The 15,285-nt window shown below is 36.7% G+C and carries 15 protein-coding genes; 7 read left to right on the forward strand and 8 right to left on the reverse strand.

Translation table 11 applies throughout. The features are described from left to right. Window positions 1–266 precede the first annotated feature (266 nt). The 3 genes from dxs to FW778_RS09170 form a co-directional block, all read right to left on the reverse strand. On the reverse strand, window positions 267–2,192 hold the full coding sequence (dxs, locus tag FW778_RS09160; RefSeq protein WP_150414293.1) for a 1-deoxy-D-xylulose-5-phosphate synthase: 1,926 nt from the start codon (window positions 2,190–2,192) through the stop codon (window positions 267–269). 165 nt (window positions 2,193–2,357) lie between these two features. Next, complete coding sequence (locus tag FW778_RS09165) at window positions 2,358–3,086, reverse strand: peptidoglycan DD-metalloendopeptidase family protein (protein WP_150414294.1); 729 nt, start codon at window positions 3,084–3,086, stop codon at window positions 2,358–2,360. Between the two features lie 29 nt (window positions 3,087–3,115). Then, window positions 3,116–6,100, reverse strand: a complete 2,985-nt coding sequence (locus tag FW778_RS09170) for a leucine--tRNA ligase (RefSeq protein WP_150414295.1) — start codon at window positions 6,098–6,100, stop codon at window positions 3,116–3,118. A gap of 282 nt (window positions 6,101–6,382) precedes the next feature. Here FW778_RS09170 and FW778_RS09175 point away from each other — a divergent pair, with 282 nt between their 5' ends. From FW778_RS09175 to FW778_RS09200, 6 genes are all read left to right on the forward strand, one after another. After that, the gene (locus FW778_RS09175; RefSeq protein ID WP_150414296.1) at window positions 6,383–7,261 is read left to right on the forward strand and encodes a cell division protein FtsX; all 879 of its coding nucleotides are present in this window, start codon (window positions 6,383–6,385) and stop codon (window positions 7,259–7,261) included. Window positions 7,262–7,312: 51 nt separating this feature from the next. Next, window positions 7,313–7,603, forward strand: a complete 291-nt coding sequence (locus FW778_RS09180; RefSeq protein WP_150414297.1) for a DUF3098 domain-containing protein — start codon at window positions 7,313–7,315, stop codon at window positions 7,601–7,603. A gap of 73 nt (window positions 7,604–7,676) precedes the next feature. Then, the gene (locus tag FW778_RS09185; RefSeq protein ID WP_150414298.1) at window positions 7,677–8,471 is read left to right on the forward strand and encodes an undecaprenyl-diphosphate phosphatase; all 795 of its coding nucleotides are present in this window, start codon (window positions 7,677–7,679) and stop codon (window positions 8,469–8,471) included. 84 nt (window positions 8,472–8,555) lie between these two features. After that, window positions 8,556–9,878, forward strand: a complete 1,323-nt coding sequence (locus FW778_RS09190) for an MFS transporter (protein ID WP_150414299.1) — start codon at window positions 8,556–8,558, stop codon at window positions 9,876–9,878. 6 nt (window positions 9,879–9,884) lie between these two features. Then, window positions 9,885–10,724 carry an MBL fold metallo-hydrolase gene (locus FW778_RS09195; protein WP_150414300.1) on the forward strand — a complete coding sequence of 280 codons (840 nt, stop codon included), beginning with the start codon at window positions 9,885–9,887 and terminating at the stop codon, window positions 10,722–10,724. After that, a complete protein-coding gene (locus tag FW778_RS09200) occupies window positions 10,725–10,916 on the forward strand; it encodes a hypothetical protein (RefSeq protein WP_150414301.1) in 192 nt (63 codons plus the stop codon). It begins immediately after the preceding gene. A gap of 6 nt (window positions 10,917–10,922) precedes the next feature. Here FW778_RS09200 and FW778_RS09205 read toward each other — a convergent pair whose 3' ends face one another. Beyond that, entirely contained in the window at window positions 10,923–11,711 is a 789-nt protein-coding gene (locus tag FW778_RS09205) for a DUF3108 domain-containing protein (RefSeq protein WP_235906165.1), read from the reverse strand. 2 nt (window positions 11,712–11,713) lie between these two features. Next, complete coding sequence (locus FW778_RS09210; RefSeq protein ID WP_150414302.1) at window positions 11,714–12,715, reverse strand: lysylphosphatidylglycerol synthase transmembrane domain-containing protein; 1,002 nt, start codon at window positions 12,713–12,715, stop codon at window positions 11,714–11,716. Between the two features lie 46 nt (window positions 12,716–12,761). On the opposite strand from FW778_RS09210, the gene ruvC reads away from it, so the two are divergent. Next, window positions 12,762–13,352 carry a crossover junction endodeoxyribonuclease RuvC gene (ruvC, locus tag FW778_RS09215; RefSeq protein WP_150414303.1) on the forward strand — a complete coding sequence of 197 codons (591 nt, stop codon included), beginning with the start codon at window positions 12,762–12,764 and terminating at the stop codon, window positions 13,350–13,352. A gap of 13 nt (window positions 13,353–13,365) precedes the next feature. Here ruvC and FW778_RS09220 read toward each other — a convergent pair whose 3' ends face one another. The 3 genes from FW778_RS09220 to FW778_RS09230 all read right to left on the reverse strand — a co-directional run bounded on the left by FW778_RS09220 (window position 13,366) and on the right by FW778_RS09230 (window position 15,274). Next, entirely contained in the window at window positions 13,366–13,755 is a 390-nt protein-coding gene (locus tag FW778_RS09220) for an HIT family protein (protein ID WP_150414304.1), read from the reverse strand. Between the two features lie 7 nt (window positions 13,756–13,762). Continuing rightward, window positions 13,763–14,236 (reverse strand): transcription elongation factor GreA, encoded by a 474-nt coding sequence (greA, locus tag FW778_RS09225; RefSeq protein ID WP_150414305.1) that lies wholly within the window; start codon window positions 14,234–14,236, stop codon window positions 13,763–13,765. 108 nt (window positions 14,237–14,344) lie between these two features. Next, window positions 14,345–15,274 (reverse strand): NAD(P)-dependent oxidoreductase, encoded by a 930-nt coding sequence (locus FW778_RS09230; protein ID WP_150414306.1) that lies wholly within the window; start codon window positions 15,272–15,274, stop codon window positions 14,345–14,347. Between the last annotated feature and the right edge of the window lie 11 nt (window positions 15,275–15,285).

The following is a 15,285-nucleotide window of genomic DNA, read 5'->3' on the forward strand; positions in this document are numbered from 1 at the left end:
AGATGACATAATAAATTTACAGCCTTTCAGGCTGTGATGAAAAAAAATTTATATCCGGGGACACGACTACCTGATTACCCGGGAATCCGTGCTGTAAAACCGGTTAAATTGATGCAGTAAATACAGAATTAAGTTTTGGGAATAGATTATCTTTTGCACAGGGTACCCTGTGCAATTCAAAAAATTATCTTATGTACTTATGAAGGCAGTTCCTGCAGATTGAAACGAGCAGAAAAGATGCGGCAGAGCGAGTAAATAAACTTCTTTTAGCTGATAAGTTTATTCACTTCAATTTTAGCCATATCCCTTATAGTTTCGGCAATATGATTTGCGTCTATCCCAATCTCGTTATATAACTCCTTAAGAGTACCATGTTCGATTATTGTATCAGGTATTCCTAAAATTTTTACTGATGCATTATAATTATGTTCTGCCATAAATTCTAAAATTGCAGAACCGAAACCGCCTTTAACTGTTCCATCTTCAACGGTAATTATTTTAGCATAATTCTTAAAAACCTCGTGAAGCATTTTCTCATCTAAAGGTTTTACAAAACGCATATCGTAGTGGGCGGGATTTATTCCTTCCGATTTTACTTCTCTTATGGCAGCTGCAGCAAAATTTCCGGGATGCCCGTAAGAAAGAATTGCTATTTCATCACCCTCTTTTAATTTCCTTCCTGTTCCAATTGTAATTTCTTTCATTTCGGTTTTCCATTCTGCCTTTACACCTTCGCCCCGTGGATAACGAATTACAAAAGGATTTTTTATTTTTTCCAATTGTGACGTGTACATCAAATCACGGAGTTCGCTTTCATTCATCGGTGCACTTACAATCATATTGGGAATGCAGCGCATGTATGCAATATCATAAGCACCGTGGTGTGTTGCACCATCTTCCCCTACAAGCCCTGCCCTGTCTAAACAAAACACAACCGGTAAATTTTGTATAGCAACATCATGCACCACCTGGTCATAACCACGTTGCATAAACGAAGAATATATGTTACAGAAAACTTTCATTCCCTGCGTTGCAAGGCCTGCACTTAACGTAACTGCATGCTGCTCGCAAATGCCTACATCAAAAGCACGGTTGGGCATTTGTTCCATCATATATTTTAATGAGCTTCCGCTGGGCATAGCAGGTGTAACGCCCATAATTTTGTCATTCTTTTTAGCAAGCTCAATAATGGTATAGCCAAATACATCCTGGTATTTCGGAGGTTGTGGAAGATCAAATGTTTTCTTATAAATTTCACCGGTTATTTTATCAAATAATCCGGGCGCATGCCATTTGGTTTGATCTTTTTCAGCCAGTTCGTAGCCCTTGCCTTTTACTGTTTTTATATGCAACAATTTGGGGCCGGGTATGTCTTTAATATCTTTTAAAGTATCTACCAGCTTTGTAATGTTATGCCCGTCAATCGGGCCGAAGTATCGTAAATTAAGCGCTTCAAAAAGATTACTGCTTTTACTAACCATACCCTTCAATGCAGCTTCCATTTTTGAAACAATCTTACGTGAGAGCCTTTCGCCGGGCAGTTTACCCAGGGCTTTCCAGAAATCATCTCGAAGTTTATTGTAAGAATGAGATGTTGTGATATCTGTAAGATATTCCTTTAAAGCACCAACGTTCGGGTCGATGCTCATGCAATTATCATTTAAAATAATAAGGATGTTACTCTTTTCGATACCGGCATGGTTCAGTGCTTCAAAAGCCATACCCGCTGTCATTGCGCCGTCCCCGATAATGGCAACATGTTGCCTGTCAACTTCGCCTTTATAGTGGGACGCCATGGCCATGCCGAGTGCCGCAGAAATAGAAGTGGATGAATGCCCTACGCCAAATGCATCGTATTCGCTTTCTGCTCTCTTGGGGAAGCCACTTATACCTTTGTATTTCCTGTTGGTTTTAAAATTGTCTCTTCTTCCTGTAAGAATTTTATGCCCGTAAGCCTGGTGGCCAACGTCCCAAACCAATTGGTCGTAAGGAGTATTAAATATATAATGAAGCGCTACAGTTAGTTCTACGACACCCAGGCTTGCCCCGAAGTGACCACCATGCACGCTTACCACATCTACAATATACTGGCGTAATTCATCACATACCTCATGCAACTGCTCTTTGCTGAGCTTTTTTAAATCTGCGGGGCTGTCAATATTTGCTAATAATTTGCCTGGTTTAATCTCCATGCTCAATTTTTTACTTTGCAAAGTTATGTTTTTGATTTGGTATTGGTTTATAAACAGTTTTTTAGGAAATAGGTTTGAAAACTGTGCATACAGGATTCAGATACTCAGTCATATACGAAAAAAAAGAGAAGATAGTATGCAGAACGGCAATAGAATTAAACATTATTACATTTGAAATCGATTCATATTTAAAATAAAATCCGGATCAGGGCAATTCGCTAAATATTTCTCTCGTTCACTGAATTTACAAACACCGGGATAATCTCCCTTATAATTTCCCAAGTCTTCTATAACCTGGAAATGCAGGTGCGGCGGCCAATGACCGTTCTCTGCGGGCTCGCCAAAATGCGCAAATAGTTGTCCGCCTTTTATAAAATCACCTTCTTTTATATTTTGTAAATCTGGAAGACTTAAATGTCCATATAGCGTAAAAAACTTTACCTCTTTCGATTCATGCTGTAAAATTATGGTAGCTCCATAATCACCAAAATTATTATTGAATGCAAAGCTGTGCACAGTTCCGTCAAGAGGCGCAAAAATTGGGGTACCTGCTGCTCCCCAAATGTCAATGCCGAGATGAAGCCTCCGCGGTTCTTCAATTTCTGAAAAGTGATTATTGACATTATTATCAAACAAAGGACTTCTTGAATATAAATTCCTTAATTCATTATACCCACCGGCTCCAAATTTTGCATTTGCTTTTTGCAAAAGACCATTTATGAAGTCGCAGAATTTTTCAGTATCAGAAAGATCAATTTCTTTTAAAGTTGCATTGTTTTCGGTAAAATCAAAAAGTATTAGTTTTTCTTTTGCAGGATTGAATGGTACAACCGGGTGAAATTGTTCTGAGAACTTTTTTAAAAGCTCAAGCAAATTATGCTCTCTCACGGGCATTATTAAATTTTAAAAATGATTACCTGGTATCAGACAACAATATTTATCATTTTATTTTTTACGAAAATTATTTTTTTAGGCTGTTTGCCTTCCAGCCACTTTTGCACTATCTCGTTATTTAAAGCAATTTTTTCCACTTCATCCTGTGAAGCATCTAATGAAATTGTAATGGTTGTCCGCATTTTTCCGTTAATAGAAACCGGATATTCTTTTTCAGATTCAATTAAATATTTTGTTTCCAGCCTTGGATAAGCCGCATCAAGAATGGTGGTTTTATTATTTAATGAATGATATAATTCTTCAGAAATATGCGGCGCATAAGGGGTTAGTAAAATAAGCAATGGTTCAAGTATTTCTTTCTTGTGACATTTTAAATCTATGAGTTCATTTACACAAACCATGAAGGCACTAACGGCAGTGTTATACGAAAAGCGCTCTGTATCCTCTTCTATCTTTTTTATGGTTTTATGCAACACTTTTAATTCGGCATCTGTAGCCTTTTCCTCATTCCAAACTTTACCCTTGATATCATCGTAAAATAAACGCCATAATTTTTTTAAGAAACGATGGACGCCTTCAATGCCTTTGGTATCCCAGGGTTTGCTGGCTTCCACTGGACCAAGAAACATTTCATACATTCGGAAAGTGTCGGCGCCATATTTATCTATTAAATCATTTGGGTTAACCGTGTTGTATTTTGATTTTGACATTTTTTCTATTTCCACGTCGCATATATAATTACCTACTGGAAGCATCTCTTTCCAATCCCCGAAAGGAATAGTAGTGTTAACTATACCATTTTCACATATAAAAATTGATTCTTTGTACTCTGGTTTCCAATTTCTAAATGCATCAATATCTAATTCAACTCCATTAACAATATTTACATCAACGTGAATTGGAACATGATTAGCAAAAATTGTAGTTAATGACCATTCTGGATATTTATATCTTGCTATCTCTTGTAATATACCCGATATTATTAAAAAAAGTTTGCCTGCATCATTTGTTGAGCCTCCTAGTGTATCAACAATCGACTTAGATAAAAAAATTGGAGGAAGTTCAGGTGTAATATTTTCCATTTTATCCACTGATTCAATACCAACTAAAATGGATGGTAAGATTCTATAGACAAACCTGCTGCTTCCCTGTATCATCCCTTGATTTACCAACTTCTTAAACGGTTCATCAAAACCAATAAATCCTAAATCATACAAGACTTTCGTCCACATGCGGCTGTACAACAAATGTCCAACTGCATGTTCGGTTCCTCCGATGTATACATCCACCTGGTTCCAGTAATCAGTGGCTTTTCTGTTAGCAAATTCTTTATCGTTATGAGGATCCATATAACGGAGAAAGTACCACGAAGAGCCTGCGTAGCCGGGCATGGTGTTGGTTTCTCTTCTTTCGCCATTATCAAGATTAACCCATTCAGGAATATTAGCTAACGGTCCTTCACCTTCCGGGCCGGGTTTATAATTTTCTACATGAGGTAATTCAACTGGTAAATCTTTTTCTTCCAGCGGGTAGGCTACACCGTCACGATATACAATCGGGAATGGTTCGCCCCAATACCGCTGGCGGCTAAAACCGGCATCACGCATTTTATAATTTACTTTTCTATTACCAATTCCTTCTTCTTCAATCCGGTTCAGCACTACGTCAATAGCGTCTTTCATTTTTATTCCATTCAAAAAACCGGAATTGGTAAGCGAAGCTTCTTTGGTAGGATTGGCTTCCTGGCCATTAAAATATTCACCAATAATATTCGTAATGGGAATATTAAAATGTGTTGCAAAATCAAAATCACGTTGGTCGCCGCAAGGCACAGCCATAATAGCGCCGGTTCCATAACCTGCCAAAACATATTCTGCGATCCAGATAGGAATTTTCCTTCCGTCAAAAGGATTGATAGCATAAGCGCCGGTGAAGCATCCTGTAATTTGTTTTACTTCAGCCATACGTTCCCTGTCGCTCCTGCTTTTTACATAAGTAAGATATTCGTCTATGGCTGACCGTTGTTCTTCGGTTGTAATTAAATTTACCAGTTCATGCTCAGGAGCCAACACCATAAAATCTACCCCGAAGATGGTATCAGGGCGGGTGGTGTAAACTTTAAGCGTCAATTGTGAATCGGCAATAGCAAAATCCATCTCAGCCCCCTCGCTTTTACCAATCCAATTGCGCTGCATTTCTTTCATAGCATCAGAAAACTCAACCGTTTCCAGGCCTTCAAGTAATCTTTCTGCATAATCCGTAATGCGTAAATACCATTGGCGCATTTTCTTTTTCACAACAGGATGACCGCCGCGTTCACTCACTCCGTTTATTACTTCATCATTTGCTAAAACAGTACCCAAAGCCTCACACCAGTTTACTTCTCCAAAGGCTGAAAATGCAAGCCGGTAATCCATTAATAATTCCTGTTTATGTTCACCGGAAAAACTATTCCATTCGTCAGCAGAAAAATAATTTTGCGTTTGTCGTTGACCGTTATCTTCCTTATTTCCCTGTTGCTCAAAAATTTTTATAAGGTCTTCAATTCTTCTTGCCTTGTTGTGTTTTCTGTCGTACCAGCTATTAAAAATTTCAAGAAATATCCATTGTGTCCATTTATAATATTTGGGATCGCTGGTTCGTACCTCACGGCTCCAGTCGAAACAAAAACCAATATTATCGAGCTGCTGCCTGAAAGTCTCAATATTTTTTTCCGTAGTTACGGCGGGATGCTGCCCGGTTTCCAAAGCATATTGCTCGGCCGGCAAACCGAAGCTATCATACCCCATAGGATGCAGCACGTTAAAGCCTTTCAATCTTTTATAACGTGCATAAATATCGCTGGCAATATAACCCAGCGGATGCCCTACATGCAATCCTGCACCACTTGGGTAAGGAAACATATCCAACACATAAAACTTTGGATTATCCGAAGTATTACTCACTTTATATACACCTGATTCCTTCCAGGCTTTTTGCCAGTTTTTTTCTATCTCTCTGAAATTGTATTCCATTCTTTATAGTTCAATCTTAAATTTATATTTTACTCCAGGACAAATATTAACTTATAAATCTGCTTCAGAACAAAAAATGCTTACTAAGAAAATTATCCGAAGCCGTCACTTATTTATTTGTGAAGGAAATGTTATTCATTAACTGATTATTCCCTGTAATGCTATATGTAATTTACATTAGCACAATAGGTATATGTACAAAAATACTAAACTGTTTAAAAACATTTAATTTTGTCAAACTACCTGGTTATGAGTTTGTATTGTTAAACCATCATTCAACTTATGTCTCAAATTGGTAAAGGATCTGCAAAGAGAGGAAAGCCATCTTACGTGTATGCCATTATTGGCGTTTCACTTGTATTGTTTCTATTTGGTGTTGTAGGCTGGATATTTCTTAATATTAAGAAAACCGGAGATTATTTTAAGGAAAATATTCAGCTGCATGCCTACCTGTATCGCACCGCAAGTACCAAGCAGATTGATTCAGTAAAAACTTATATTGAGAGTTTACCTTATGCGGTGAATGTAGAATACATAACGCGGGAAAAGGCTATTGAAAAATATAATAAAGACAATGATACGCTATGGAAAAAACTTGCCATAAATAATCCTTTACCGGAAAGCATTGATTTTTATGTGAAGGCGAATTATATAGACCAGGATAGCCTCGCCCATATCGAAAACTATTTACTTACCAATTACCCTACAACAGTCTCTGAATTTCAAACGCCAAAAGAAACTGTGGCAAGCGTAAGCCAGTTTGTAAAAAATACTACACTTGTTTTGCTTGTTGTGGCAATCATACTATCACTACTTGTTATCGTTTCAATTGATAATACAATAAGGCTGGCCATGTACAGCAATCGTTTTTTAATTAAAACAATGCAAATGGTGGGCGCCACCCGTGGGTTTATAGCGAGGCCACTCGACGGCAGGGCTATCGTAAACGGGCTTATTGCATCAGGTATTGCAATTGGGTTGATGGTAGGTTTTATAGGCCTGTCAGAAAAATTCATCCCTTATTTGCGGGTACTTCATGATACAAAAAATATGTTCCTGATTTTTGCAGGAATCATTATTCTTGGTCTTTTTATTACACTTTTCAGCACACATCGTTCGGTATTAAAGTATCTAAAAATGAAGTTGGACGATTTGTATTAATTGATTAACATTTTTATTTAATGCATTAATATTGCAAACTCAAATTTCAAAATGGCAACACAACAACCGACAAAAAAAACTACCACCACTGTAAAAAACGTGCCTGTACAAACCTCATCCGAAGAAAATATTCTTTTTACGAAAGACAATTACAAATGGATGCTTATTGGCCTGGTGATTATGGCTATAGGATTTTTTTTAATGGCGGGCGGTAAAAGCGGCAATCCCGGTGCTTTTAATGATAAAGACATTTACAGCCCTATGCGCATAACGGTGGCGCCTATACTAATTGTGGCGGGTTTACTGTTAGAAATTTTTGCCATAATGAAAAAAACCAAATAATTTGATTATAAAATAACGTGAGGCGGTGATATTATCATCGCCTTTTTTGTTTATTTGCTTTTAATCTTTCAAAATGAATATTGTTCAATCTGTTATTATTGGTATCGTTGAAGGGATTACTGAGTTTATTCCTATTTCATCAACGGGGCACATGATTATTGCAGAAAAATTATTAAACATTGGGGATGACGCTTTCAATACTGTGTTTACCGTGGCGATTCAATTAGGCGCTATTTTATCGGTAGTTGTTTTATACTGGAAAAAATTTTTTGATTTTTCACGCTGGCAATTTTATGTAAAACTTGCAGTGGCGGTAGTTCCTGCATTAGTAATCGGCTTTTTATTTTCTTCTAAAATTGATGACTTGCTGGAAAGTTCAATCACGGTTGCTATAACTATGCTTGCTGGCGGTATTATTTTACTTTTTATTGATAACGTTTTTAAGAATCCGGAAATTCATAATGAACGTGAAGTATCTTATACCAAAGGCTTTATCATAGGCATCTGGCAATGTATAGCAATGATACCGGGCGTAAGCAGAAGTGCAGCATCGATAATAGGCGGGATGCAACAAAAACTTACCAGGAGCGCGGCGGCTGAGTTTTCATTTTTTCTTGCAGTGCCAACCATGCTGGCCGCCACCGTATATAAAATTTTTAAGTACATAAAACAATACGGCGCTTTTACATCTGACCAAATTAAAATTCTCACAATAGGAAATATAGTAGCATTCGTGGTTGCACTCCTGGCCATAAAGTTTTTTATAACAATGCTAAAAAAATATGGCTTTAGAATGTGGGGCATTTACAGGGTATTGGTAGGTATCATTTTACTTATTATGCTTTGGACCGGATACTTAAAACCTTAATTGGAATTTATCGCGATTTTTATTAAAACGCTTCTATTTTGTTCCAAACAAATTTTCATAATTTGAGCAATCATTCATTTACACATGCAAACTGCTTCAAAAAAAGTTATAAACGGTTGGGCAATGTACGATTGGGCCAATTCAGTTTATAGCCTTGTTATAACTTCTTCCATCTTTCCAGCCTATTATGAAGGAGTTACTTCAGGAAAAAGAATTGTTTTTCTAGGAAGAGTATTTGATCAGCCATCTGCACTGTATGATTACGCTGTTGCAATTTCTTTTTTGGCCGTTGCGTTGTTATCGCCCCTATTGTCTTCTATTGCAGATGCGTTTGGAAATAAAAAACGCTTCATGCAATTCTTTTGCTATATGGGTTCATTAAGTTGCTGCGCCATGTATTGGTTTCAACCCGATAATCCCCAGCTTGGCATCGTTCTTTTTATCTTAGCCTCTATAGGATTTGGAGCAAGCATAGTTTTTTACAATGCGTATTTACCGGAAATAGCTGCAGTAAAAGACCAGGACAAAGTAAGTGCAAAAGGGTTTGCGTTAGGTTATGTGGGCAGTGTTCTATTACTGTTAATTTGTTTAGCGATGGTTACCAAACCAGCCATGTTTGGTATTGCCAATTCAACCAAAGCATCACAAATATCTTTTCTTTTAACGGGAATCTGGTGGATGGGCTTTGCGCAATTCACTTTTGCCGTTTTACCCAAAAGCAAGGCCAATCCTGTTTCTAAAAGCCACAATGTTTTTACGAAAGGTTATGCAGAATTAAGAAAAGTATGGAATGAATTAACCCATCAACCTACCCTAAAACGTTTTTTAGCAGCGTTCTTTTTTTTAGGTATGGGCGTTGAAACAGTAATGTATTCAGCTGCATTGTTTGCCAAACAGCAAATTTTTCCGAATACCGGGAATAAAGAAACAGACGCAGCAAATGGAGGAAAACTCATACTTACTATTTTAATTATTCAAATTGTTGCTATAGGCGGCTCTTATTTATTTTCATTTTTTTCTAAAAAAATAGGCAACCTGAGAGTGTTGTTAGTTGGTGTGCTCATTTGGGCAGGCATTTGTGCATGGGCATATTTCGTTTATACCGAAATCGCATTTTATTGCCTTGCGGGTACCGTTGGACTTGTTATGGGCGGCATACAATCGCTTTCACGCTCCACCTATTCTAAACTAATGCCGCCTACAAAAGATACAGCTTCTTATTTCAGCTTTTATGATGTTTGTGATAAAGTAAGCACCGTTATTGGCATGATAACATTTGGCATGGTAACTGAAGGATTGGGTGGAATGAGAAACGCGGTTTTATTTTTAATGACCTATTTTATTATTTCATTTTTCATCTTTTTATATACATTAATAAAACAACAACCTGAGCTGCAAGTGGCTTAATAACTAATGAAACTTTATTCTATTAATTCCGGGTATTTTAAGTTGGATGGCGGTGCTATGTTTGGCGTAGTGCCAAAAAGTATTTGGACAAAGCTTAATCCTTCTGATGAAAATAATATGTGCAATTGGGCGATGCGTTGTATGCTTATCGAAGACGGAAACCGGTTAATACTTATTGATAACGGAATGGGATATAAGCAGGATGATAAGTTTTTCGGATATTACTTTTTAAACGGAGACGACACTTTGGAAAAATCCCTTGCAAAATATGGCTTTGCAAAAAAAGATATCACCGATGTTTTTTTAACGCATCTTCATTTTGACCATTGTGGTGGCTCAATAGAAAGGGCAGGAGAAAAATTAGTTCCGGCTTTTGCAAACGCAACTTACTGGAGCAATGAAAAACACTGGGAATGGGCCACACATCCTAATGACCGGGAGAAAGCAAGTTTTTTAAAAGAAAATATATTACCTATAAAAGAAAGCGGTCAATTAAAATTTATTGAAACGAATGATGGGATTGAATTTTCGCAAAAAATAAAGATCCGTTTTGTAAGCGGGCATACCGAATCGATGATGTTGCCACAAGTACAATATAAAGAGAAAACCATAATTTACATGGCGGATCTGCTGCCTTCAGTAGCACACATTCCTGTACCTTATATCATGGCTTACGATACCAGGCCATTGGAAACGCTTAAGGAAAAAAAGCAATTAATTACTGAAGCCCAACAAAACGATTATATACTTTTTTTTGAACACGACCCCAACATTGAATGCTGTAATCTTCAGCTAACGGACAGGGGTGTTCGTAGTAAAGAAATATTTAAGCTTGAAGAGATTTAAATGAAAAATATATTATTGGTAACACTGCTGTTAAGTATGGGATTTATCACTTATTTTTTTGTTGAAGAACAAATTAAAGGAGTTGTTCTTTCAAAAGGCGAAAATATTTTCCTTTCAGTTTTATATCTTATTGTTGGAATTTCGGTGTTTCTTTTAATAAGAATAAAAACTGGAGAAAAGAAGAAACAATGAACTGACTTACCTGAAACTAATTAATGATTTAAGCGGGTGCCGTAGGTTTCTATATCCCATCATATCTACCTTAATAGTGCCGACCGAAATAGGGCTTTCGGCTCTTAACAATAAATGGTTTTCATCATCACTCACCCATACATTCATTTTTTCGCCACCCTGGAAAATAGACCCTTTAATTAATAGAGGTTTAAATTTTATAGCCCTGAATTTTCCATACCTGGTTTTAATATTTTCCTTTCCTTCATACTTCAGGTAAAGATGGTAGGTTTCATTATCCAGGAACATATCAAAAGGAATTTTATCTCCGGGCTTGTATTTATTAAAATCAATGTTGCGTGCATAGTAGGTTGCGCTAATAACATCTTGTATGCAGGATCCTATTTTAAATACACCCTTGGTACTGACTGCTGTTCCTGCATTATGGTTAAAGGTTACGTTATCGTAAAATTTAGTTCCGCCTTCATCCACGTTACGAATAAATTTCACCGGCAGCATAGATGCTGTATCAATATATGTTTCATACCTATCCCTTACCCTATAAAAGTTATCAAAAAAAGGATATGATGATCCTGTACCTACACAATGATAAACCGGCTTGCCATTAAATCGCTCCAGGCTCGTAGAAAAAACTGCCTCACCTGCGGCAACGTACATGCCTAACGTAGTATAATACACTTTCATAGTTACAACCTCCCCCGCATTAAAAGCTGTATTCGTTGTGCCGCAAAATTCATCTCCGGCTCTTGTTGTAAATGCAAAAAGTAAAATAAGTATTGTGGTAATTGTTTTCAATCTTAGCTATTGTCTTTAAAAAGTTTTATGCCTAATATTAAAAGGCTTCCCGCAAGTGCAGGGATAAATAAATTGATAAACCAGATGCCAAATGTAGTACCTATTATACCAACGGTATTTGTGCTGTAAAAGCTTAATAGTTCTGTACTGAATTTTCCTCGTATCCCAAGATCTGCGATTGCGAATGAAGGTACAATTGCCAGCACTAAAAAAAGAATACTTATAATCCAAAAGCCATTTATCCATAAAATTGATACATCTAAAACCTGTAGCAGTAATATATATTGAATGACGAAAACAACATAACGAAAGAAAGAAAGATAAAGTAACCTTAACAATAATTTGGCATTAAAATTATCGAGTACGCTTATGTACTGCACATACTTTGCTGCCGCAGGAATTTTTTCAATAAGCTTTATAAGCCATGACAATCTAAAATAAAATAGAACAATAATTACTGCTGCACTTGAAGATAAAAATAATAAGGTCTTTAGCCAAAACACCGGAAGGCCCATAACAGCCGTATGGTTGTCGCCCTGGTAAAAAATAATATATACCAAACCACAACAGCCCATTATTAAAGTAATAATAAGCTGGCTTATACTACCTGCAATAGATAATGATATTGCCCTGATTCGTTTGCCTTCGGGGATATACAATATTCGCCCGCCATATTCTCCTATTCTGTTAGGCATATTTATTGAAAGCGCAACACCACTTAAAACCGATTTGTAAGCGGTAAAAAAACTAACGGGCTTAAGTGTCTTCAAGAGCACCTGCCATTTTTTTGCTTCGAATCCCCAATTGACAAAAACAAGTGAAATAACCAACCAAAATTTCCATGCCTGTATACCAAAAGGCGCTTCCTTAATAAGATGAATAGACTCCCGGAGATCGGGTTGACCTTTTATTTGTTTATACAATGAATAAAAAAGCCATGCACCCAGTAAGGGAGCAATAACATACCTGAATATTATTTTGATATTTTTGCGGGCACGGATCATTTAGCTTTGCACAAGAAAGGTATTCTTTTATGAGGCATTAACAAGTATGGTTGCGAACGCCAAAAATAATCTTCAATTGCATAAAAATTCAAAAATCATTTTAGGTATTGATCCCGGAACTATTTTAATGGGCTATGGTATTATAGAAGTTTCTTCAAAAGGTGTAAACTTAATAATGATGGACGTCTTAAAACTTTCTTCAAAAAAAGATGCATACGAGAGATTACAAACGATACATGAAAAGGTATGTACACTTGTAAAAGAACATACTCCTCATGCACTGGCAATAGAAGCGCCTTTTTTTGGAAAAAATGTTCAAAGTATGCTGAAGCTGGGCAGGGCGCAGGGAGTAGCGATTGCTGCAGCGATGCAATACGGAGTGCCCGTTACAGAATATTCTCCGCGTAAAATAAAACAATCAATTACAGGAAACGGTAATGCTGATAAGTTACAGGTATTGAAGATGCTTCAGCGGTTGTTAAGCTTTGAAGAAAATCCGCGCTATTTTGATGCAACCGATGCCCTTGCAGTTGCTGTCTGTCATCACTTTCAAGGTAATAGTCCCATTGCAGGCACATCTAAAAGACTAAATGGATGGAAAGATTTTTTAGTACAAAATCCAAAAAGAATAAAATAGAACACAAGCCTGCTTATAGGTTTTTTAAAATCTTTTGCTGTGCTGCTTTCAGTTCTTCCTGTGAAAGATGTAATTTTTTTCTTGTAAAATTTAAATCATCAGCATTATTTATAGGAACCAGGTGCATGTGTGCATGAGGTACTTCAAGGCCGACAACACTTATTCCACACCTGTTACAATCAAAAGATTTTTCTATTGCTTTTGCAATGGGCGTTGCAAATTCTAAAATATCTTTAAGGTAATCGCCAGGCATATCAAAAAAGTTATCAATCTCCAGTTTTGGAATAACAAGTGTATGCCCTTTAGCCAAAGGATTAATATCGAGAAATGCAAAGAATTTTTCGTTCTCCGCAATCTTATAACAGGGAATCTCTCCTTTAATTATCTTTGAAAAAACAGTCATACTATTTCTACGCGGTTATATTTTCTATTTTAAATTTTATCATTCCGGCAGGAACTTTTATCTCTGCAGTTTCTCCAACCGCTTTACCAAGTAACCCTTTCCCAATTGGTGAAGCCGCTGAAATTTTTTGCAACTTAAGATCGGCTTCCTTTTCAGATACAATCTGGTAAGTAACTTGTTTTTTTGTCGCAAGATTAGTAAGAGTAACTTTAGTAAGAATTGAAACTTTGCTGGTATCTATGGCATTTTCGTCTACAATTCTTGCCGTAGCAATTATAGTTTCTAATTGTTTTATTTTGGCTTCCAGTATTCCCTGGGCTTCCTTTGCCGCATCGTATTCCGCATTTTCTTTTAAATCGCCTTTTTCACGGGCTTCACCTATAGCCTTTGATGCCGCAGGCCTTTCAACACCTTTCATGTGTTGAAGTTCAGCTTTCATTTGTTCAAATGTCTCGTGAGTTACATAATTAATCTGGCTCATAACCTCATTTTTAAATTAATAGTTTCTTTAGGGTAAATCGAAAAAAAATACAACGCCCCATTATTAGTGAGACGTTGTATAATCACAAATATAAAAAAAAATGAATAATTATTCTAACTCAAGCTTTTTAAGTAAAACTTTTGCCATTTTATAAAAAGCTTCAACACTATATCCTGCAATATGTGGAGTTAAAATTACATTTGGTTGCGCAATAAGAGTGTTTAATTGCTGGTTTTCCTCCTTTGTATAGGTTTCTAGTTTTTCATTTTCAAGCACGTCGAGAGCGGCACCGGCAATCTTTTTATTTTTTAATGCGTTTATCAAAGCATTCGTGTTGGTTACTTTGCCCCTGCATGTCGAAATAAAAAAAGGAGATTTTTCTAATGAATTAAAAAACTTTTCGTTGGCCATGTGATGGGTTTCATCTGTAAGCGGAACATGCATGCTGATCACATCAGCATACCTGCAAATCTGCTCAAAGTTGGCCTCTTTTACATAGCCTGAACTAAAGCCAAAATTATATTTATCGTACGCAAGAACGGTTACTCCAAAAGAAGATAATAATTTTGCAAAGGCCGAACCTGTATTTCCGTAACCTATAATACCAATAGTTCTTTCATTTAATTCCACGCCCCGGTTTGCTTCCCGGTTCCATTTCCTGTCTTTAATTTCCTCGTAGCTTGAGCTTATTTTATTAGTAAGATTGAGCAACATTCCCAATGCATGTTCCGCAACAGCATTGCGGTTACCTTCGGGACTGCTTACACAACGTATTCCTTTTGAAGTAGCATATTCCACATCAATTAATTCCATACCGCTCCCTAATCGCCCAATCCAGTTGAGCCGTGAAGCTTTATCAATAAGAGATTTGTCAATAGGTAAACGTGTAGTTACGATTATACCATCGGCCTGGCTTATGGTTGCACTTAATTCTTCATAACTTATTTTTTCATTATGAAGAACTGAATACCCTTTTTGTTGAAGTGCATCAAGTAAATAATTATGCACCTTGGATGTAATGATTACCTGCTTTTTCAAGATAAATTTAT

Source organism: Ginsengibacter hankyongi (genome assembly GCF_008710285.1).
Lineage (GTDB): Bacteria > Bacteroidota > Bacteroidia > Chitinophagales > Chitinophagaceae > Ginsengibacter > Ginsengibacter hankyongi.